This is a genomic window from Cloacibacterium caeni (assembly GCF_907163105.1).
GTDB classification, from domain to species: domain Bacteria; phylum Bacteroidota; class Bacteroidia; order Flavobacteriales; family Weeksellaceae; genus Cloacibacterium; species Cloacibacterium caeni_A.
In genome coordinates this window covers 643,071-663,629 of sequence record NZ_OU015321.1, presented here as the reverse complement: position 1 = coordinate 663,629, position 20,559 = coordinate 643,071, and the positions used below count along the sequence as shown (strand labels likewise).

Below are 20,559 nucleotides of genomic sequence, written 5' to 3'. Positions count from 1 at the left end.
ATAGATTTTCAGAGCAGTATTACTCTGACTTTTCACTTTTATCTGTATTAATTTATTCAAATTCAAAACCTCTTTCTTCTAAAACTTTTTTCAAGATGGCCATTCTTGCAAATACTCCATTTTGCATTTGTTTAAAGATTCTAGAACGTTCGCATTCTACCAAATCACTGTCTATTTCTACTCCTCTGTTAATTGGAGCAGGATGCATAATGATGGCATTCGGTTTCATTTTTTGCTCACGCTCTTTGGTAAGACCATATTTTTTGAGATAATCTTGAGGCGTCAATTTCATTTTTTCATCATGTCTTTCGTGCTGAATTCTAAGCAACATGAGTACATCTACATCTGTAACCAGTGCATCTAAATCTCTATAGGTTCCGTTCATTATACTTCCTTCATCAAACCATTCTCTTGGTCCGGAAAAATACACTTTTGCCCCTAATCTTCTTAATGTAGTGGCATTAGAATTAGCTACTCTACTGTGTTTAATATCTCCTACGATTCCTATTTTTAAATCTTTGATTTCTCCAAATTCTTGTTTAATGGTCATTAAATCCAGTAAAGCTTGACTTGGATGGTGCCCAATTCCGTCTCCAGCATTTACCACTCCCATTTTCACACCTTTCAATTCATCATAAAATCTGGTTTTTTGGTGTCTTATTACGGAAAGGTTTATCCCAATTGATTCCAGTGTTTTAATGGTATCTAAAAGACTTTCGCCTTTATTGATAGAACTTTTTGACTCATCAAAATGCACTACGTGCAATCCTAATTTTTTCTCAGCCACCTCAAAACTTATTTTCGTTCTGGTACTGTCTTCAAAAAAAAGATTCGCTACAAAAATGTCTGATTTGGCCTTTACTGTTTTGCCGTTTGCGAATTCCAGCGCTTGATTTAATAATTTTTCAACGCTCTCTAATGATAATCTGGATAATTTAATCATGATTTAATGGTTTTTAAGCAAAAAAAACGAAGCCCCAACAGCTTCGTTTTCAATAAATAAAAATATTTTGTCCGTCGGATTGAAGTCCGATATTTATGTTCAATAAAAAATTTATCGTTTTCATTGGATGCAAATATACATATTAACTTTTTGCCTTCAAAATTTTTAGAAAAAATTAATTTTATTTAACATTATTATTGCAAAATAAGTATATCTTTGCTAAAAACGTATATATGAAAATAAATTGTTGCCCGAAATGCGAAAACTCCGAAATCGTTAAAAGTGGCATTGTTAAAGGAAAACAGCGCTATTTTTGCAGAGACTGCAATTACTATTTCACGGTAAATAAAATTGGAAAAAAGATAGATGATTACTATGTAACGAAAGCTTTACAACTCTATTTAGAAGGCCTCAGTTTAAGAGAAATAGAGCGTATTCTGGGCATTTCGCATGTCACTATCAGTTCTTGGATTAAGGAATACAACATTAAAAAACCACCACATTCGGATTTCCATGCTACCTATAAGGTTTTCAAACAAATAGAACTCGCAGAATACATCAGAAATGAAGAAAATTTAAAAGGTTCTGGGCTCATCATTACCGAATTCGGAGATAAGTTTATGATGATAAAATGGGAACGTTTTAAAAAGTAACTATACTTATTTACAAAAATATATACAAAATTTTTACAGAGTTTTTTTTATTATCAGTTTAGCGATGTTAAAATCACAAAAAACTGTTTAATATTATGAAGAAAACTCAATTAATCTTCGCTGGTATTGCTAGTTTATTATTTAGCAATGCATTATTCTCTCAAGAGAAACCAAAAGAATGGGATGTAAGTCTCTATGGTTTTGCAAGAGCAGATTATATTTTCGACTCGAGACAGTCTGCACAGGTGAGAGAATACCATCTCAACCTTTATCCTTTAGACAAAAAATTTGATGCAAATGGTGATGATATTAATGCTACTGGTGCCAGTAATTTTTTATCAGTAGTTTCTCGATTGGGTGTTAACTTTAAAGGTCCCAATGTTTGGGGCGCAAAAGCCACTGGAAAATTAGAAGGCGACTTCTTTGGAAACACTCAAGAAAGCATTGGACTTTTCAGATTAAGACATGCTTATGCACAATTGGCTTGGGAAAAATCTTCCCTTACTTTAGGACAGACTTGGTATCCTTCTTTTGTTCCTGAAGTTTTCCCGGGAGTTGCCAATTTCAGCACGGGAATTATGTTTAATCCTTTTGGCTGGGTTGGACAAATTCGATTCAGACAAAGTTTAACCTCAAATCTTTCTTTAGATTTAGTAGCTTACAAAGACAGAGAATTTCAAGCTCCTGTAGTTTCTGGAAACGCAAATAATTCTCCTAGTTTTAATTCTACCACTCCTACTTTACACGCACAATTGCAATACAAAACCAAAAATGTGATTGCAGGTGTAGGTGCAGAATATCAATCTTTAAAACCTGTGATTACCAGTGGAGGATTGGCTTCTGATGAAAAACTCAATTCTACCATGCTTATGGGGTATCTTAAATATTCTAATGAAAACGTAGTTGCAAAATTCTATGGGATTTCTGGTGGAAATTTGCATCATTTAGTGATGCTTGGAGGTTATGCTTCTTATGCAGAAACCAACGGAATAGATTCTTACAAACCTACTAAAACCTCAGCTTTTTGGGTAGACATTGCGAGCAATAAACCTAATGTAGCTCCTGGAGTTTTCTTTGGATACACGAAAAACAGTGGTTTAGAAGATGCTAATTATAAATCACTTTATGTAAGAGGTGTTTCTGGAACCAGAGTGGTAGACAATGTTTGGAGAGCTTCTGCTAGAGTAGATTTCAAGCAAAATAAATTTAAAATTTCACCAGAATTAGAATATACTGCTGCAACTTGGGGAGATTTAAAAACCGATGCAACTTCTGGAAACAATGAAACCAATGTAGGAAATTTCCGCGCATTGGTAAGTGCTTCTTATTCTTTCTAAAAACATCTTTCAATACATTATTAACAAAACTAAAAAAATAAACACATGAGTCATCAATTTAACACACAAGCAGAGCATGATGCTTACGTAGATGAACGTAAAAAATCTTCAACTCTATGGAGCATTATCATGGCGTCTTCTCTAGGAACGCTTATCGAATGGTATGATTTCTATATTTTCGGTAGTTTAGCGGTAGTTTTATCTACTAAATTTTTCCCAGCAGATAATCCTACTGCAGCATTTTTATCTACACTAGCCACTTTTGCGGCTGGATTCGTAGTAAGACCTTTCGGAGCTTTATTTTTCGGAAGATTAGGAGATATTATTGGTAGAAAGTACACTTTCTTGGTCACTTTATTAATCATGGGATTCTCTACTTTCTTAATCGGGTGTATCCCAAGTTATGAAACCATCGGTTTTATGGCTCCAGTTTTAGTATTAATTCTTCGTTTATTACAAGGTTTAGCTCTTGGTGGTGAATACGGAGGTGCTGCAACTTATGTAGCAGAATACGCAGAACACAACAGACGTGGTTACTGGACTTCTTGGATTCAGACCACTGCCACTTCTGGTTTATTCATTTCACTTATCGTGATTTTGGTGACTAAAAGTTCATTAACTGCAGAAGAATTTGACAATTGGGGATGGAGAGTTCCTTTCTGGATTTCTATTTTAATGGTGGGCGTTTCTTATATCATTAGAAAAAACATGAAAGAATCTCCACTTTTTGCAAAAGCTAAAAAAGAAGGAAAAACTTCAACCAATCCATTAAAAGAATCTTTCGGAAATAAATACAACTTTAAATATGTTTTATTAGCATTATTCGGTGCTGTAATGGGACAAGGTGTAGTTTGGTACACTGGTCAGTTCTACGCGATGTCTTTCATGCAAAAAGTAATGAATATAGAATCTGCACAAGTAGACTCATTGATGGCAGCCGCATTATTTATCGGAACCCCATTATTCGTATTATTCGGTTGGCTATCTGATAAAGTAGGAAGAAAACCAATTATGATGATTGGTCTTTTATTGGCAATTTTCGCTTACAGACCTATTTATAACCAAATGTTTAAACTGGGAGATTTTTCTCAAAAACAAGAATTAAAAGACAAATTCACTTCTGAAGCAACTGCTAAAGTTCTAGAAGGAACTAAAGTAGACTCTGTTTACACTACTCAAAAATTCTATGCAGATGGAAGCAATGTAAAAGAAGTGGTGACTAAACATCTAGAAAACGGAAAAGTTTTACTAGACGAAAAAGGAAAAGATAAAGTAGAAACTAAAATCACCAAAACGATAGACAGCACTACCAAATGGACGCTTGCTTTCTGGGTTTTCTTACAAGTTGTTTTCGTAACGATGGTTTATGGACCTATTGCTGCTTTCTTAGTAGAAATGTTCCCTATCAGAATCAGATACACTTCTATGTCACTTCCTTATCATATTGGTAATGGTATCTTCGGAGGTTTATTGCCTGCAGTAGCTACTTATTTGGTAACCTCGGCTAAAGACGCCGGAAATCCAGAATATTACTTACAAGGTTTATGGTATCCAATTATCGTAGCGGCAGTGAGTTTAATCATCGGAGTGATTTACTTAGACGGAAAAGATAGAAATGTAGAAGATTAAAATGTGATCATTTGTGGATGTGATCATTTGTTAATCAATTTCAAAATCTTATTACTTTTTAAAATTATCACATTACCACATTTTCAAATTATCTAAATAAAATTTATTAACTTTAAAAAACAAAAAAATGGACGCAATAAAAAAAATATTAGGTATCGTTTGGCTAGCTCTAGCAGCAGTGGTAGCTTACCTTGGATTGACTGTTCTAGGAATTCCAAAAATAACTTCGGGTAAACAAGAAGACTTGGTTTTCGGGAGCATCATTGTTTTTATTTTAATGCCTATTGTGGTAGGTGGATTAGCAACTTTCGGGTGGTATTCTCTGAAAGGTGAATATTCTGCCGATAAAAAATAATTTTTGGTATCAGAAATAAGAGATTTCAGCTTTTCCAGATTTTGGAAAACTGAAATCTCAATTCTGATTTTTATATACCTTTTCTGAAAATGAAAAAAAGACACGAGCAAAAATTGGTGATTCTAAGTATGGTGCTTTTTGTATTGTTCAATGCACCTATTTTGCTTTTGTTTAATCAGGTTAAAGCCTATTTCGGGCTTCCGTTTATTTACATTTACATTTTCGGAATCTGGTTCGCTTCAACTATCATTTCTTTTGTAATATTTAAAAAATTTGATGAATAATTTTCAGTTATTTGCCATCATTATGCTTTATTTAGCGCTTTTGTTCTTCATTGCTTACTGGGCAGAGAAGAAGAAGAGTAATTTTTGGGCGAATAACCCTTACATTTATTCACTTTCATTAGCGGTATATTGCACCGCTTGGACATATTACGGAAGTATTGGTGTTGCTGCTAATCAAGGTTTAGAATATTTGGCAATTTACATCGGTCCTATTATCATTATTCCCGCTTGGATTGTCATCAATAATAAAATCATTAGAATTTCTAGAGTCAATAAAATCAGTTCTATTGCCGATTTTATTTCTTTGAGATACGGAAACAGTAGATCTTTTGGCGCACTGATTTCCATCGTTTGTATTCTTGCGATTATTCCATATATCGGAATCCAAATTAAAGCGATTTCTGATACTTTTCATCAGATTACCCTTTCTGAAAATTCTGACAATGTTTTTACCGATACTGCGACTTACGTGGTGATTCTTATTGCTATTTTTTCATCCTATTACGGAACAAGATATGTAGATGCTTCAGAAAAAAGATTGGGAATTATTTCAGCAGTGGCAATGGAAAGTTTCTTAAAATTGATATTTTTTGTTGTTCTTGGGCTATTTGTAACGTATGGCGTTTTCAATGGTTTTGAAGACATCTATCAACAGGCTCAAAAATTTGAAGATTTCGCCGCTAAAAACACTTTTAACGGATTAGAAGGAAGCATTAATTTTGCGATTACATCTCTCCTTTCTATGTCTGCCATTTTTCTATTGCCAAGACAATTTCACACCACAATTGTAGAAAACAGAAAGGAAAAACACTTGAAAACAGCCATTTGGTTATTTCCACTTTACCTTTTGATTTTCAATTTTTTTGTATTCCCAATTGCATGGGGAGGAAGAATTTTGTTTGATGGTCAAAATGTAAATCCAGAGCTTTTCCCTATTCTAATTCCTCAAAAATTTGGGAATATATTGGTTTCTGTAATGGTATTTTTAGGTGGATTGAGTGCCAGTGTTTCTATGATTATTATTTCGAGTATTACGCTTTCTGTCATGCTTTCGAACAATGTGATTATTCCTTACGGTTGGATTGATACTTTCAAGAAAAATCCAGAAAATTTCAATACGAAGAATATTGTGAGCATCAGAAAAGTAAGCATTTTCATGTTGATTATTTCAGCATTTCTGTTCTACAAATACCTCATCATTAAATCCAGTTTATTCTCAGTAGGATTGGTTTCGTTTGTACTCATTGCACAATTAGCGCCTTCATTTTTTGGAGCTATATTTTGGAGAAGAGGCAGTTATTATGGTGCTGTAACGGGAATTATCGCGGGAGTTATTATTTGTTATATGAATTTGATTATTCCCCAATACATCCAGACCATTAACCCAGAATTTTCATTGGAAAATTATAAAATTCTTGATTTTTTCAGAATTCCTTATCTGTCTACCCTTGCTCAAGTTTTTTTCTGGAGCATTTTAGTCAATTCTTTCCTTTTTGCCGTAATTTCAGTAAGTGTAAAAGGCAATTACAGAGAGCGAAACTTTGCAGAAATTTATATTGATATAGACCAATACATTCAAAATCATGAAGGAGCATACATCTGGAAAGGAAAAGCGAATATTTCTGATATTGAAAAAATTCTGGTAAGATTTTTAGGAGAGAAAAAAACCACTCAAGCCTTGAAAATCTTTAATATGAAGTACAATATTACAGATGAAACAGATACTGCTGACTCGCGTTTGATTAAATTTTCAGAAAACCTTTTAGCGGGAAGAATCGGTACTGCTTCTGCAAAAATTTTAGTGGAAGGCGTCACCAAAGAAGATAAAATTTCTTTGCCAGAAGTACTCAATATTTTAGAAGAATCTAAAGAAAACATCACCCTCAATAGAAAACTCACCGAACAATCTAAACAACTCAGAAGACTTTCTGAAGATTTACAAATTGCCAACACCAATTTGATTGAAAAAGACAAACAAAAAGATGATTTTCTAGATTCTGTTGCCCACGAACTCAGAACTCCAATTACCGCGATTAGAGCTGCCAGCGAAATTCTGTTAGATGATGACGAAATCCCTACCGAAATCAAAAAAGAATTTTTAGGAAACATCATTTCTGAATCTGACCGATTAAACGAAATCATCAATGATATTCTGTATTTAGACAAGTTGGAAACAGGGATTATTCAACTTAATATTCAGAAAAATAACATTATAGAGACTTATCATAAAGCATTGAAACCCATTCAGCATTTGATTCAACAGAAAAACATTCACCATTCTGAAATTGATTTATTGAACCAAAAAGAATACGAATATGATGAAGCCAGAATGATTCAAGTTTTTCAGAATATCTTAGGAAATGCTTACAAATTCACAGATGAAAGTGGCATGATTCAGACTAAATTTATAGAAAAAGATAATCAACTGAACATGAGCATTTTCAACACGGGTAAAAAAATCCCTGAAGAAGATATAGAACTGATTTTCGATAAGTTTTATCAATCCAAAAATCAAAACATTAGAAAACCCATAGGAACAGGATTAGGATTAGCCATTTGCAAAAAAATTATAGAAGCGCACAAAGGCGAAATCTCCGCAGAAAATAAAGAAATAGGTGTGGTTTTTAACATTAAACTAAATTCGTAAAAATGAAAAAGATACTTATAGCAGACGACGAACACAAAATCATCATGACCTTAGAATACACCTTCCGAAAAGCAGGTTATGAAGTCTTCATCGCAAGAGATGGCTCGGAAGTTTTAGAATTATTAAAGGAGGAAACACCAGATATTATTTTACTTGATATCATGATGCCCAATGTAGATGGTTACACCACGTTGCAAGAAATAAAAAAACAAGAAAAACTTAATCAATGTAAAGTCATTTTCTTATCTGCAAAAACCAATCCTGCAGACATCGAAAAAGGATTGAGTCTGGGAGCTGACGCTTATGTTACCAAGCCTTACTCTATCAAAAAACTGGTTCAGCAAGTGGAAGAATTATTAACTTAAAAAATTAAAAAAAATCTACAAAATATTAATTGTTTCAGCGTAAAATCTGAAATCCAAATCCAAAAAAATCTAAAATTATGAAAGCGCATGAAATGTTCTTGAACAGTATTGAAAACAAGGAACAATTTTGGGCAGAACAAGCCGACCAAATTCATTGGTTCAAAAAACCTCAAACGATTCTTTCTCAAGGAGAAAACAACTATCCTGTATGGTTTGCAGATGGAGAGTTGAACGCATGTTATCTCGCCATAGACAAGCACATAGAAGATGGTTATGGTGACCAAGTTGCCTACATTTACGACTCTCCTGTTACAGATACAAAACAAAAAATTACTTTTAACGAGTTAAAAGAAAATGTTTCAAAATTCGCGGGAGGTTTGCAATCGTTAGGGTTAAAAAAAGGTGACAATGCCATTATTTACATGCCTATGATTCCTCAAGCAGCTTATGCTATGCTCGCTTGTGCTAGATTAGGAATCACTCATTCTGTGGTTTTTGGAGGTTTTGCACCACATGAATTAGCGATTAGAATAGATGATTGTAATCCAAAAGCAATTATTACTGCAAGTGCTGGTGTAGAAGTAAAAAAGAGAATTCCTTATTTGCCTTTCGTGAAAGAAGCTTATGAAATGGCTTCTCATAAACCTGAACATATTGTGGTTTTTGACCGTCAACTTTGGGGAAATAAAGTAGATTGGGAAAACGAACCTCAACTGACCAATTTTCAAGAATTGTTAGAAAAATCAGAACCTGCAGATTGCGTTCCTGTAAAATCTACGCACCCTCTTTATATTCTTTATACCTCAGGAACTACAGGAAAACCTAAAGGTGTAGTTCGTGATACGGGAGGTTATGCTACCGCACTTAAATTTTCCATTGAAAAAATTTATGGCGCAAAACCCGGCGAAGTTTTCTGGGCAGCTTCAGATATTGGTTGGGTAGTTGGTCACAGTTACATTATTTACGGACCGCTTATCAACAGAAATACTTCTATTATTTTCGAAGGAAAACCGATTATGACGCCAGATGCAGGAACTACTTGGAGAATTCTCTCTGAGCACAAAGTTTCTGTGATGTTTACCGCTCCTACTGCTATTAGAGCGATTAAAAAAGAAGATCCAGATGGTGAATTCATCAAAAAATACGATTTATCCCATTTCAGAACCCAATTTTTAGCGGGTGAAAGATGCGATGTAGCCACATTAGACTGGTATGAAGAAAAAGTAGGCATCACTCCTATTGACCATTGGTGGCAAACAGAATCTGGTTGGCCTATGTTATCACTGATGCGAGGCGTAGAAGACGATGGCGTAAAACGTGCTTCCGCTGGAAAACCAATCTCTGGTTATGATATTAAAATTTTTGACGAAGAAGGTTACGAACTAGAAGCACACCATGAAGGTTATTTGGTGATAAAACTACCGCTTCCTCCAGGAGCTTTAATGGGAATTTGGGGAGATTACGAAAGATTCCATTACGGTTATTTGGCAAAATTCCCGGGATATTATTTTTCTGGAGATGGCGCCATCAGAGATGAAGACGGATATATTTTCATCACAGGAAGAGTAGATGACATCATCAATGTAGCAGGACACCGACTTTCGACCGCAGAAATGGAAGAAGCTGTTTCTGGGCACAAAGATGTTGCAGAATGCTGTGTAGTAGGAATAGAAGACGATTTAAAAGGTCAAATTCCTTTCGGATTGGTGGTTTTAAAATCTGGAACTCAAATTTCTGAAACCGAAGTCGAAAAAGAAGTCGTAGCATTGGTTAGAGAAAAAATTGGAGCAGTTGCCGCATTAAGAAACATTGTCGTGGTAAAACGACTCCCAAAAACTCGAAGTGGAAAAATTTTGAGAAAACTTATCAGAACCATGTTAGACGGAAAAGAGTTCCAAATTCCTTCTACCATAGATGATGAAGCAATCATTGGTGAACTTAAAGAAAAATTCGAAGAATATAGAAAATAAAGATACTTTCCTTACAAAAGGAATTTAAAAAAATTAAAATTTGATATGAAAAATTATGTAATTCACGATTTGCCTGATTATTTCAAGCAGTACAAAAAATCAATCAAGAATCCTAAAAAATTCTGGGACAAAATTGCAGATGAAAACTTTGTTTGGTATCAGCGCTGGAATAAAGTAGTGAAATTTGACATGGAAGAAGCCAAAATCGAATGGTTTAAAGGGGCAAAACTCAATATTACCAAAAACTGTTTAGACCGACATTTGGCAGAAAGAGGTGATAAAACCGCGATTATCTGGGAACCTAACGATCCAAATGAAGAAGCACAATACATTTCTTATCGTGAACTTCACGAGAGAGTTTGCAAAATGGCGAATGTTCTTACAGAATTGGGTGTAAAAAAAGGAGACAGAGTTTGTATCTATTTACCGATGATTCCAGAATTGGCGGTTACCATGTTGGCTTGTGCTAAAATGGGTGCAGTACATTCTGTTATTTTCGCTGGATTTTCTGCTTCTGCGGTAACTTCTAGAGTGAATGACTGTGAAGCCAAAATGATTATCACTTCAGACGGAAGTTACAGAGGAAACAAAGCTATTGACCTAAAAGGAATCATCGATGAAGCCGTAGAAAAAACACCTTCTGTAGAAAAAGTATTGGTGGTAAAAAGAACCAACACCGAAGTAAAAATGAAAGAAGGAAGAGATGTTTGGTTAGATGATTATTATCCAAAAGCTTCTGCTGATTTCGTTACTAAAATCATAGATGCAGAAGATCCATTATTCATTCTTTACACGTCTGGTTCTACAGGAAAACCAAAAGGAATGCTGCACACTACTGCTGGTTACATGGTTTACACCGGTTATACTTTTAAAAACGTTTTCAATTATAAAGAAAATGATATTTACTGGTGTACTGCAGATATTGGTTGGATTACAGGTCACTCTTACATTCTTTACGGACCTCTAACTAACGGAGCAACTACCGTTATTTTTGAAGGCGTTCCTACTTATCCAGAGCCAGACCGTTTTTGGGCAGTAATTGAAAAACACAAAGTAACACAGTTCTACACCGCTCCTACTGCGATTCGTTCTTTGGCTAAAGAATCTTCTTCTTGGGTAGAAAAACATGATTTATCAAGTCTTAGAGTAATTGGTTCAGTAGGTGAGCCTATTAATGACGAAGCTTGGCATTGGTATAATGACCATGTTGGCAAGAAAAAATGTCCAATAGTAGATACTTGGTGGCAAACCGAAACAGGCGGAATTATGATTTCTCCGCTTCCTTTTGTTACGCCAACTAAGCCAACTTACGCTACGCTTCCACTTCCGGGAATTCAACCGGTTCTAATGGATGAAAAACGAAATGAAATTACAGGAAATCAAGTAGATGGAAATCTTTGTATCCGTTTTCCATGGCCGGGAATTGCCAGAACAATTTGGGGCGACCATCAAAGATATAAAGAAACGTATTTTACCGCCTTCCCAGGGAAATATTTCACAGGTGATGGTGCATTGAGAGACGAAACAGGATATTATAGAATTACCGGTCGTGTAGATGATGTAATCATCGTTTCTGGTCATAATTTAGGAACTGCACCTATTGAAGATAGCATCAACTTACACCCTGCTGTTGCAGAATCTGCGATTGTTGGTTTCCCTCATGATATTAAAGGAAATGCATTGTACGGATTTGTCATTCTAAAAGAAACTGGTGAAAGCAGAGACAAAGACCACTTGAGAAAAGAAATCAACATGCTGATTTCTGATACCATCGGTCCAATCGCTAAATTAGATAAAATACAGTTTGTTTCTGGCTTGCCAAAAACACGTTCTGGAAAAATTATGCGTAGAATTTTAAGAAAAATTGCCGAAGGAGACTTCAGCAACTTCGGAGATATTTCTACCCTACTCAATCCAGAAATTGTAGACGAAATAAAAGATGGAAGGATCAACTAATGATTATTGTTAATTTTTGGTCACACGAAAACCTCTCATTTTTGGGAGGTTTTTATTTTCCATTCAAAATTTTTACATTTGTTCTATGAAAATCGCTTTCCTTGGACCACAAGCTAGTTTTACACAGCTTGCTACTTCACAAATTTTCCCCAATGAAGAACTTCTGCCACAGTCTAATATTTTAGATTGCTTTAAGGCAGTACAAAATAATTTGGTAGAAAAAGCCGTTGTTCCCCTCGAAAATTCTATCGAAGGAACTGTTTCTATGACGCTGGATTATCTTTATGATTTTGACGGAATTTTTGTGGAAACAGAAGTAGTGATGCCCATTTCTCATCAACTGATGATTCACCCAAATAATACCAAAATTGAAAAAATTTATTCTCATCCTCAAGCTTTGGCGCAATGTTATCATTTTTTGGACAAAGAATATAAAGATGTGATTAAGCAAGAATTCGGTTCTACTGCTGCTGCTGCTAAAAGAGTGGCCGAAAATCCTGAAAAAAAATATGCTGCGATTGCCAATTCTTATGCCGCAAAATTATACGGACTGAAAATCATTCACCAGAATATTCAAGATATTGAACAAAATCACACTAAGTTTATTGTGATTTCAAAAAAGGGAGAAAGACTGAACCTTCCCCATAATAAAACTACCGAAAAAACCTCTCTCATCATTACTTTGCCAGAAGATCATGCAGGAGGTTTGCATCAAGTTCTCTCTGTTTTTGCATGGCGAAAAATGAATTTAACCAAAATTGAAAGCCGAACGTTAAAAACTGGATTAGGAAATTACTTTTTCTTCATTAATGTAGCGAATGAATGGCATCCTGTCTTGTCTAATAACGCCTTAGAAGAACTGAAATCTCTCGGTACAGAAGTGAAATTTCTAGGTCACTATAATGAATACTTATTAGAAATTTAAACTATTGATTTTAAGTATATTAATTTTATAAATTATAGAAATTTTCAATCTAAATTTATCTAAAAACACTTTCTAAAATCTTTTAATCGTTGTAATTTTGTTTTGAAAATTCAGCGATTTTTTATTACTGTTTCATCACGGATGTTTAACCTTAAAACTTAAAAAAATGTCAACTTTAATGAAAAGAAATCCAATGACAGGGTTAAATAGTTTCTTTGAAGATTTTTTTACCAAAGATTTATTTAACTGGAATGAAAAAAACCTTACAGAAATGGGCTTTACCATGCCTTCTGTAAACGTGAAAGAAACCGAAACCCATTACGAAATTGAAATGGCGGTTCCAGGATTGAAAAAAGAAGATTTTAAAATTAACATCGATCGAAACATTCTTACCATTTCTTCGGAATCTCAAACCGAAAACGAAGAAAGAGATGAGAAGAAAAACTACACCAGAAGAGAATTTAATTATCAATCATTCACCCGTTCATTTACCTTGCCTTCTGATATTGTAGATGTAGAACGCATCGAAGCAAAATATGACAACGGCATTCTGAAATTGGCGGTTCCGAAAAGAGAAAACGCTAAAAAAGAAGTGAAAACCATAGAGATTAAATAACAAATGGAAACGGTGAGAAAATTTCTCACCGTTTTTTTATTCTTCTAGAAGTTTCTGAATGTCTTCTATCAATAATTTTCTGTCTGGCTGGAATTTGCCTTTTAAACTCGCATTTTTTCCTTCTTGATCATCATAATTCAATCCAGAATAATAAAGAATCGGCATGCCATCTTTCCCAAATCTGCATCTCACATTGCCTTCTTTGTCTACCAAAGCCAGCATTCCGCTATGATTAAGACTTTCTGACTGGTCATCTTTGTCGCCTACATAAATATCAAATTCATTGGCTAAATCACCGATGTAATCTCTATTTCCTGTCAAAAAATGCCAATTGGGATTGGTTACTCCTAATTTTTTAGCATGAGCTTTTAAAAATTCTGGCGTGTCATTTTCTGGGTCTATAGAAATGGAAATAATCCCAAAATCTTTACTCTTAATCGCTTTATCTACGGATTTCAGATTATTATTCATAATCGGACAAATCGTAGGACATCTCGCATAGAAAAACTCTACTACATAGACTTTTCCCAGCATATCTGTATTTGAAATTCTACGATTATTTTGGTCGATTAATTCAAAATTTGGCGCCTTCATTACCGTATGAAGACTTTTCTTGAAAAAGTAATTTCCTGCGATAAATGCCAAAACAATAGCCACTAAAGCTATCATTTGGTACACCAGCATTTTATTCATTCCAAAACCAGACGCTTTTTTAGGTTTCGGCATGTTCAGAAATTATTTCGCGTATTTTTTTGGATTTTTTTTGAATTCTTCTTTGCAAAGTTTATTGCAGAAACCATAGGTTTTTCCTTTATAAACGGCAGTATCTTTTAAAAACTTTGCTGTTTTCATTCCGCAAATCGGGTCTTCTTCGTTCACCACTTTTACGTCTAATTTTTGGGTCGTTTTTTTATGGTCGTGAACTTTTTTAGTTTCTGGCGTTTGTTGACAAGAAGATAATATAGAAATTGCTACAAAAGCAACGGTTAATATAGATTTCATTTTTTGATTTTTTAAAGTTAAAATTAATTGAATAAAAGTACGAAAATTAATTTCAAACTAAAGGTGGATGAAAAAACTCAGGGTAAAAATCTTGAAAAGTAAAATTAAAGTGATGGATGAAAACTTTCGTTTTTGAAAAATCCTGATGTTTTTGTTCTTGTATCGCTAAACTTTCCGTAGGAAGAAATAATTGTAAAAACTCCACTTTCTGAATTTTAGTCGACTGATTTTCAGAAGATTTTGCCATTTCGTGTTTCATGTAGCATTTTCCGTTGCATCGCAAATCAGGTTCAGATTGGTTTTCGCAAAGTTGAGTAGAAATGTAGTTGTAATTCACCACATAATCTAATAATGGCAGCACAGAACGCACCGACATCACCAAAAATAAAAATATGGCAATTACAATTCTCATTTTTTAAAGATGGACAAATTTAAGGAATTTTAAATATAACTCTTTGTGATTTTTGTAACTTTGAAATTCTACACACATAGCGTTCCTACGGAACGCCATTCTAGGTGGTCATTATTTCTACAAACCTTTCGTTTCTACGGAACTTTATTATATATGCGAAAATTTTCTACACATATAGCGTTCCTACGGAACGCATTTTCTAGGTGGTCATAATTTCTACAAACCTATCGTTCCTACGGAACTTTATTTTATTGGGAAAAATTTTCTACACATATAGCGTTCCTACGGAACGCATTTTCTAGGTGGTCATAATTTCTACAAACCTTTCGTTTCTACGGAACTTTATTATATATGCGAAAATTTTCTACACACATAGCGTTCCTACGGAACGCATTTCTAGGTACTCTTTTTTCTACAAACCTATCGTTCCTACGGAACTTTATTTTATTGGGAAAAATTTTCTACACATATAGCGTTCCTACGGAACTTTATTTTATTTGGGAAAATTTTGTACACATATAGCGTTCCTACGGAACACTTCATAGAAATCCAATCTTCCATCATCTAGCTTCCAACATCAAACATCAAACCTAAAAATATTTTCCCTTCCATTTTTTCTGCAATTCTTCGCGGATTTTTCTTTCAGTGGCATTTTCGCCAGGAACATAGAATTGGGTTCCAGAAATTTCATTGGGCAAGAATTCTTGGTTTACAAAATTCCCTTCATAAGAATGCGCATATTGATATTCTTTGCCATAATCTAAGTCTTTCATCAGTTTCGTTGGTGCATTTCTCAGGTGCAACGGAACTGGCAAATTCCCGGTTTGTTTTACGACAGCAAGTGCTGCATCAATCGCTTTATAAGTAGAGTTAGATTTCGGTGAACAAGCCAAATAAACGGCTGTTTCGCTCAAAATAATTCTAGATTCTGGATTTCCAATGACATTCACCGCTTGAAAGCAATTATTGGCAACCGTCAAAGCATTTGGATTCGCCAAACCAATATCTTCAGCTGCTAAAATGAGCATTCTGCGTGCTATAAATTTTACATCTTCACCACCCGCAATCATTCTAGCAAGCCAATACACCGCTCCATTTGGGTCAGAACCGCGCATAGACTTGATAAACGCCGAAATAATATCATAGTGTTGTTCCCCATTTTTATCATAAAGCGCCATCGTTTCTTGCAAAACCGAAAGCACATCTTCGTTGGTGATTTCTTTTTCTTTTACATTTTTGAATTGATTGAGAACCAATTCTATAGAATTAATGAGTTTTCGAGCATCGCCACCTGAATATTGAATCAGCGCTTCTTTTTCTTTGAGTGCAAAATGCGTTTGTTCTTCTTCATTGTATCTGGAAAGGGCTATTTCTGCGAGTTCTTCTAATTTTTCAAAACTTAGAGACTTCAAAACATACACTTGTGAACGAGAAAGCAATGCCGAAACCACTTCGAAACTTGGATTTTCTGTAGTGGCTCCAATTAAGACTATCCAACCTTTTTCTACCGCATGAAGCAATGAATCTTGTTGAGATTTGTTAAACCGGTGAATCTCGTCTATGAACAAAATCGGTGATTTCCCTGTGAAAAGATTCTGTTTTTTGGCATCTTCTATCACTTCTCTCACTTCTTTTACTCCAGAAGAAACCGCCGAAAGCTTGAAAAATTTCCTTCCAGAAGTAGAAGAAATAATTTCTGCCAAAGTAGTCTTTCCAGTTCCGGGAGGTCCCCATAAAATGAGAGAATTGAGCGTGTCATTTTCTAGCATTTTACGGATGGTTCCGTTGTCTCCGGTAAGATGTTCTTGCCCTAAAACTTCGTCGAGTGTTTTGGGTCTGAGTTTTTCGGCTAAAGGAATATTTTGGTACAATTTTTTTTTGGGTTTGAGATACAAATTTGAGAAAATTTTTAGGATTTTCTATTTGAATTTGATTTTAAATTCCGTTAAAGTATAAAATCTTTAAATTTTGGCTAAAGCCAAATGGAATTTTCTAAAAAAAGAAACGGGCTAAAGCCCGTTCCTATTGATATTTTTAAAATTCGCGAATTTATTCTTTTTACTATTTCTAAAATTTGAAACCTATTCTTTTTAAGAAAGTGAAAAGGAGAAAAATGGTGAAAAATAGCCGTGATGCTGCCATTGTTTGAGCTCTTTTTTTTGTTTTGGCATATGCTTTGGAAAAAAAAAGCGAGTGGCTGCAGCACGAAGACAAGTGAAAAAACGCAGAAAATGTGTGCTTCTGAAAATTTTAACCCATAATGTGAAAACCACCGTCTACATGACGAATTTCGCCTGTAATTCTAATGTCTTTTCTGAATAAATGCACTACTTCGTGGGCTAAATCTTCGGGATTTGCATTTCCTAAAGGGCTGATTCTATTGGCTCTTTCTACATCTTCAATTTTTAGCGTAGCATTTCCTGCTTTACTTCCCATATATGGTGAAAAACGAACACAATTTGCTCTAATGCCGAAATCTCTACCTAATTCATAAGCCATTTCAATCGTCAACCTTTCTAATGCTGCTTTTGCAATACTCATATTGATATAAGGAAAGAATGAAACCTTCTCTGCTGCAATGTAACTTAAAGTAACTATAGATGCTCCGTTTTGTAAAACTTTGCTTTTCAATAATGCGTGAGAAAGGCTTATTAAAGAAAATGCAGACACCGTCATGGTATCATTAAATTCATCTGCTGTAACTTCCAACATGGGTTTTACAGATTTTTGACGAATGGTTTTGTCCATAGCAATCGCATGAAGGAAACCATTGAGCTTAACATTCTTTTCATTTAGAAAATCTGTGAGAGCCTCTAAACTTTCTGGCAAGGTAATATCTAATGGAAAAGTTAACACATTTTCTCCTAATAATTTTTTACAAGCATTTTCAAAGTCATTGTAAGATTTATTAAGAAAACTTTCTGCTTTTTCTGAAAGATTTTTATGAAATGGAGTCACGCCAAGACCTGTACACACTACGTTTCCGTTATTTTTGATGATTTTTTTGGCAACGTACATAGCGAGTGAATTTTCGTCTGCGATTCCTGTAATTAAAAAGGTTTGATTAGTAAACATAATAAAATAGGGGGTTAGAAATAATTGATAAAATTTTAATACACGTCTGAAATTCTAGACTTTATATAAGGCTGCTCCCCAAGTCCAACCAGAACCTACGGCTGCAAAAAGTAAGGTATTTCCTTCTTTTATTTTTCCGCTTTTATAGGTTTCGTCTAAAACTATTGGGATGGTTCCCCCAGAAGTATTGGCGTATTTATCCATATTGGTCATTACTTTTTCAAACGGAATATTTACTTCTTCTGCTACTTTTTGTAAAATCCTAACGCTTGGCTGATGAGGAATCACCCAGTCAATATCGTTTGCCGTTAAGTTATTATCTGCTAAAACTTCGTGAATTACTTCTGGCAATACTTTAGTCGCTGTATTAAAAACTTCTTTTCCATTCATCTGGAAATAGTGAAGCCCTTGTTTGATGGTTTCTTCACTTGCCGGAATTTCACAACCACCAGCTGGAATATTAAAATGATATTTTCCTGTACCATCTGCATGAAGTTTAAAATCTATAAACCCTTTGTCTTCAGTAGTTGCAGATAATAATACCGCTCCTGCTCCATCTCCAAAAAACACAGAATCTTTACGTGACCAATCTGTAATGCTCGAAAAAACATCAGCTCCTATCACCAAAACATTTTTATACATTCCGGTTTGTATAAATTGGCTACCAATAGCTAAACCATAAATTCCGCCCGAACAAACTGCCGAAATATCAAAAGCTACAGCATGAGGTGCATTTATTTTTTCTTGCACGAAACAAGCCGTAGAAGGCGCCTGTCTGTCTGGTGTAGAAGTAGCTACGATAATGAGGTTCACCTCTTCAGCTGTAATTCCTGCATCTTCTAGTGCAATTAAAGCCGCTTTAGAAGCCAAATCACTGGTTACTTCACCTTCTACAATCCTGCGTTCTTTAATTCCTAAATTTTTAAAAATCCATTCATCATTAGAACCTACTGCTTCAAAAAAATCATTTTTTATCACTTTTGGCGGAGTATAAGAACCCGTCCCTTTGATATACGCTCTCTTCATAATCTTATTATTTTACTAACAAATGTCATGATAAAAATTGTAAATAAAAAATATTAACGCATTTTTTTATCATTTTAAAAATTAATAAGACAAATTTTCATAAAATTCATTGCTAATATTATTAAATTGAAATAAATAATTTAAAAATCAAGTTTCAGGAAAACTTAAAAAAAACTTACATTTGTATTTTATACCTCATGCTGAATAAAATTCTCATATTTCCGCTCATTGTATTGATCAAAATATATCAATATGGAATTTCTCCATGGTTGGGGAAAAATTGCAGATATGAGCCTACTTGTTCGCATTATACGGTGGAAGCATTAAAAGTTCACGGACTTTTTAAAGGAATTTATCTCAGTGCAAAGAGAATTTCTAGCTGTCATCCTTGGGGTGGAAGCGGTTACGATCCTGTACCGCCCAAAAAAGAAAATCAACATTAAAAAAAATACTAACAAATCAATAAAAATATATGAATTTAGCTACGCTATTATATTTCACTTGGGATCCTTCTAAAGGAATAGAAATTGGGACTTTTACCTTACACTATTACAGTTTAATGTTTGTTTTAGCCTTCGGAATTGGTTACTATTTATTTGTAAAAATGTTCAAAATAGACCACGAAAGCGAAAAAAGTTTAGACACCATTTTCACTTGGACTTTAATCGGAACGATTCTCGGCGCAAGATTAGGTCACGTAATTTTCTATCAACCAGAATTATTTAAACAAGATTTCTGGAGTGTTTTCTTGCCTATTCAGACGGTTCCAGAATTTAAATTCACGGGATTTTCGGGACTTGCAAGTCATGGAGCTGCAATAGTCCTGGTTATTTCTACCATTATTATTGCGATAAAAGTGTTGAAGAAAAATCCACTTTGGTTATTAGACAGATTAGCGATTACAGTGGCATTAGCTGGATTTTTCATCAGAATGGGAAATTTTTTCAACTCAGAAATCGTAGGAAAACCAGCACCAGACTCACCATTTGCCGTATTATTTCCTCAACAAAGTATGGAATACGGAGAAATTGTTCCACGCTATCCTACTCAGTTGTTTGAGGCATTTTCTTATTTAGCATTATTTTTTGTAATGTGGGGAATTTATCTTTACACGAAGAAAAAATACAGTCAAGGTTGGCTTTTCGGGTTTTTCTTTGCTGTACTTTGGACCATCAGATTTTTAGTAGAATTCTTAAAAGAACCTCAAGGAGAAGAAAAAATCACCCTTGGAATTCTCAATACAGGTCAGGTTTTATCAATTCCATTGGTCATTATAGGATTAGCGGTAATGCTTTATTCTAAAAATTTCAAATACGAAGACAAATTTTAACATCATAAAAAAAGGGAAACAGCAAATTGTTTCC

The 20,559-nt window shown here is 34.4% G+C and carries 20 protein-coding genes; 13 read left to right on the top strand and 7 right to left on the bottom strand.

Annotated elements, in window-relative coordinates:
* Nucleotides 1–52 precede the first annotated feature (52 nt).
* Nucleotides 53–943 (bottom strand): aspartate carbamoyltransferase catalytic subunit, encoded by an 891-nt coding sequence (locus KKQ76_RS03070; protein ID WP_213195768.1) that lies wholly within the window; start codon nucleotides 941–943, stop codon nucleotides 53–55.
* Nucleotides 944–1,176: 233 nt separating this feature from the next.
* Between KKQ76_RS03070 and KKQ76_RS03065 the strand changes: the two genes are divergently transcribed.
* The 11 genes from KKQ76_RS03065 (at nucleotide 1,177) to KKQ76_RS03015 (ending at nucleotide 13,680) form a co-directional block, all read left to right on the top strand.
* Nucleotides 1,177–1,596: an IS1/IS1595 family N-terminal zinc-binding domain-containing protein gene (locus KKQ76_RS03065; RefSeq protein WP_069796548.1), complete on the top strand. Its 420-nt coding sequence runs from the start codon at nucleotides 1,177–1,179 to the stop codon at nucleotides 1,594–1,596.
* A 95-nt stretch (nucleotides 1,597–1,691) separates the two neighbouring features.
* The gene (locus KKQ76_RS03060) at nucleotides 1,692–2,933 is read left to right on the top strand and encodes a hypothetical protein (protein WP_213195767.1); all 1,242 of its coding nucleotides are present in this window, start codon (nucleotides 1,692–1,694) and stop codon (nucleotides 2,931–2,933) included.
* 45 nt (nucleotides 2,934–2,978) lie between these two features.
* Nucleotides 2,979–4,562, top strand: a complete 1,584-nt coding sequence (locus KKQ76_RS03055) for an MFS transporter (protein ID WP_213195766.1) — start codon at nucleotides 2,979–2,981, stop codon at nucleotides 4,560–4,562.
* Between the two features lie 127 nt (nucleotides 4,563–4,689).
* The gene (locus tag KKQ76_RS03050) at nucleotides 4,690–4,917 is read left to right on the top strand and encodes a DUF6814 family protein (RefSeq protein WP_069796554.1); all 228 of its coding nucleotides are present in this window, start codon (nucleotides 4,690–4,692) and stop codon (nucleotides 4,915–4,917) included.
* Nucleotides 4,918–5,006: 89 nt separating this feature from the next.
* Nucleotides 5,007–5,201, top strand: coding sequence for a hypothetical protein (locus KKQ76_RS03045; protein WP_213188858.1), 195 nt, complete (start codon nucleotides 5,007–5,009; stop codon nucleotides 5,199–5,201).
* A complete protein-coding gene (locus tag KKQ76_RS03040) occupies nucleotides 5,194–7,848 on the top strand; it encodes an ATP-binding protein (RefSeq protein ID WP_213195765.1) in 2,655 nt (884 codons plus the stop codon). Before KKQ76_RS03045 ends, KKQ76_RS03040 begins: the two co-directional genes overlap by 8 nt.
* A 2-nt stretch (nucleotides 7,849–7,850) precedes the next feature.
* On the top strand, nucleotides 7,851–8,213 hold the full coding sequence (locus tag KKQ76_RS03035; protein ID WP_213188855.1) for a response regulator transcription factor: 363 nt from the start codon (nucleotides 7,851–7,853) through the stop codon (nucleotides 8,211–8,213).
* A 77-nt stretch (nucleotides 8,214–8,290) separates the two neighbouring features.
* Nucleotides 8,291–10,183 carry an acetate--CoA ligase gene (locus KKQ76_RS03030; RefSeq protein ID WP_213195764.1) on the top strand — a complete coding sequence of 631 codons (1,893 nt, stop codon included), beginning with the start codon at nucleotides 8,291–8,293 and terminating at the stop codon, nucleotides 10,181–10,183.
* A 45-nt stretch (nucleotides 10,184–10,228) separates the two neighbouring features.
* Complete coding sequence (gene acs / locus KKQ76_RS03025; protein ID WP_213195763.1) at nucleotides 10,229–12,139, top strand: acetate--CoA ligase; 1,911 nt, start codon at nucleotides 10,229–10,231, stop codon at nucleotides 12,137–12,139.
* Nucleotides 12,140–12,224: 85 nt separating this feature from the next.
* Nucleotides 12,225–13,064, top strand: a complete 840-nt coding sequence (gene pheA, locus KKQ76_RS03020; protein ID WP_213195762.1) for a prephenate dehydratase — start codon at nucleotides 12,225–12,227, stop codon at nucleotides 13,062–13,064.
* A 193-nt stretch (nucleotides 13,065–13,257) separates the two neighbouring features.
* Complete coding sequence (locus KKQ76_RS03015; protein WP_246501326.1) at nucleotides 13,258–13,680, top strand: Hsp20/alpha crystallin family protein; 423 nt, start codon at nucleotides 13,258–13,260, stop codon at nucleotides 13,678–13,680.
* A 36-nt stretch (nucleotides 13,681–13,716) separates the two neighbouring features.
* On the opposite strand, the gene KKQ76_RS03010 is transcribed toward KKQ76_RS03015, so the two are convergent.
* The 6 genes from KKQ76_RS03010 to KKQ76_RS02985 all read right to left on the bottom strand — a co-directional run bounded on the left by KKQ76_RS03010 (nucleotide 13,717) and on the right by KKQ76_RS02985 (nucleotide 19,195).
* Nucleotides 13,717–14,406, bottom strand: a complete 690-nt coding sequence (locus tag KKQ76_RS03010; protein WP_213195760.1) for an SCO family protein — start codon at nucleotides 14,404–14,406, stop codon at nucleotides 13,717–13,719.
* A 9-nt stretch (nucleotides 14,407–14,415) separates the two neighbouring features.
* The gene (locus KKQ76_RS03005; RefSeq protein WP_213188846.1) at nucleotides 14,416–14,682 is read right to left on the bottom strand and encodes a YHS domain-containing protein; all 267 of its coding nucleotides are present in this window, start codon (nucleotides 14,680–14,682) and stop codon (nucleotides 14,416–14,418) included.
* Nucleotides 14,683–14,734: 52 nt separating this feature from the next.
* Nucleotides 14,735–15,094, bottom strand: coding sequence for a hypothetical protein (locus KKQ76_RS03000; protein WP_213195759.1), 360 nt, complete (start codon nucleotides 15,092–15,094; stop codon nucleotides 14,735–14,737).
* Nucleotides 15,095–15,684: 590 nt separating this feature from the next.
* Entirely contained in the window at nucleotides 15,685–16,965 is a 1,281-nt protein-coding gene (locus KKQ76_RS02995) for a replication-associated recombination protein A (RefSeq protein WP_213195758.1), read from the bottom strand.
* Between the two features lie 379 nt (nucleotides 16,966–17,344).
* Nucleotides 17,345–18,169 carry an enoyl-ACP reductase FabI gene (locus KKQ76_RS02990; protein ID WP_213195757.1) on the bottom strand — a complete coding sequence of 275 codons (825 nt, stop codon included), beginning with the start codon at nucleotides 18,167–18,169 and terminating at the stop codon, nucleotides 17,345–17,347.
* 54 nt (nucleotides 18,170–18,223) lie between these two features.
* Nucleotides 18,224–19,195 (bottom strand): beta-ketoacyl-ACP synthase III, encoded by a 972-nt coding sequence (locus KKQ76_RS02985; protein ID WP_213195756.1) that lies wholly within the window; start codon nucleotides 19,193–19,195, stop codon nucleotides 18,224–18,226.
* Between the two features lie 197 nt (nucleotides 19,196–19,392).
* Here KKQ76_RS02985 and yidD point away from each other — a divergent pair, with 197 nt between their 5' ends.
* Entirely contained in the window at nucleotides 19,393–19,638 is a 246-nt protein-coding gene (gene yidD, locus KKQ76_RS02980) for a membrane protein insertion efficiency factor YidD (RefSeq protein WP_213195755.1), read from the top strand.
* 29 nt (nucleotides 19,639–19,667) lie between these two features.
* The gene (gene lgt, locus KKQ76_RS02975; protein ID WP_069796581.1) at nucleotides 19,668–20,525 is read left to right on the top strand and encodes a prolipoprotein diacylglyceryl transferase; all 858 of its coding nucleotides are present in this window, start codon (nucleotides 19,668–19,670) and stop codon (nucleotides 20,523–20,525) included.
* Nucleotides 20,526–20,559: the final 34 nt, after the last annotated feature.

Excerpts from the sequence above, each read along its gene's own strand:
- KKQ76_RS03070 (WP_213195768.1), bottom strand. The coding sequence starts at position 943 with ATGATTAAATTATCCAGATTATCATTAGAGAGCGTTGAAAAATTATTA.
- KKQ76_RS03065 (WP_069796548.1), top strand. The coding sequence starts at position 1,177 with ATGAAAATAAATTGTTGCCCGAAATGCGAAAACTCCGAAATCGTTAAA.
- KKQ76_RS03060 (WP_213195767.1), top strand. The coding sequence starts at position 1,692 with ATGAAGAAAACTCAATTAATCTTCGCTGGTATTGCTAGTTTATTATTT.
- KKQ76_RS03055 (WP_213195766.1), top strand. The coding sequence starts at position 2,979 with ATGAGTCATCAATTTAACACACAAGCAGAGCATGATGCTTACGTAGAT.
- KKQ76_RS03050 (WP_069796554.1), top strand. The coding sequence starts at position 4,690 with ATGGACGCAATAAAAAAAATATTAGGTATCGTTTGGCTAGCTCTAGCA.
- KKQ76_RS03045 (WP_213188858.1), top strand. The coding sequence starts at position 5,007 with ATGAAAAAAAGACACGAGCAAAAATTGGTGATTCTAAGTATGGTGCTT.
- KKQ76_RS03040 (WP_213195765.1), top strand. The coding sequence starts at position 5,194 with ATGAATAATTTTCAGTTATTTGCCATCATTATGCTTTATTTAGCGCTT.
- KKQ76_RS03035 (WP_213188855.1), top strand. The coding sequence starts at position 7,851 with ATGAAAAAGATACTTATAGCAGACGACGAACACAAAATCATCATGACC.
- KKQ76_RS03030 (WP_213195764.1), top strand. The coding sequence starts at position 8,291 with ATGAAAGCGCATGAAATGTTCTTGAACAGTATTGAAAACAAGGAACAA.
- acs (WP_213195763.1), top strand. The coding sequence starts at position 10,229 with ATGAAAAATTATGTAATTCACGATTTGCCTGATTATTTCAAGCAGTAC.
- pheA (WP_213195762.1), top strand. The coding sequence starts at position 12,225 with ATGAAAATCGCTTTCCTTGGACCACAAGCTAGTTTTACACAGCTTGCT.
- KKQ76_RS03015 (WP_246501326.1), top strand. The coding sequence starts at position 13,258 with ATGACAGGGTTAAATAGTTTCTTTGAAGATTTTTTTACCAAAGATTTA.
- KKQ76_RS03010 (WP_213195760.1), bottom strand. The coding sequence starts at position 14,406 with ATGCCGAAACCTAAAAAAGCGTCTGGTTTTGGAATGAATAAAATGCTG.
- KKQ76_RS03005 (WP_213188846.1), bottom strand. The coding sequence starts at position 14,682 with ATGAAATCTATATTAACCGTTGCTTTTGTAGCAATTTCTATATTATCT.
- KKQ76_RS03000 (WP_213195759.1), bottom strand. The coding sequence starts at position 15,094 with ATGAGAATTGTAATTGCCATATTTTTATTTTTGGTGATGTCGGTGCGT.
- KKQ76_RS02990 (WP_213195757.1), bottom strand. The coding sequence starts at position 18,169 with ATGTTTACTAATCAAACCTTTTTAATTACAGGAATCGCAGACGAAAAT.
- KKQ76_RS02985 (WP_213195756.1), bottom strand. The coding sequence starts at position 19,195 with ATGAAGAGAGCGTATATCAAAGGGACGGGTTCTTATACTCCGCCAAAA.
- yidD (WP_213195755.1), top strand. The coding sequence starts at position 19,393 with ATGCTGAATAAAATTCTCATATTTCCGCTCATTGTATTGATCAAAATA.
- lgt (WP_069796581.1), top strand. The coding sequence starts at position 19,668 with ATGAATTTAGCTACGCTATTATATTTCACTTGGGATCCTTCTAAAGGA.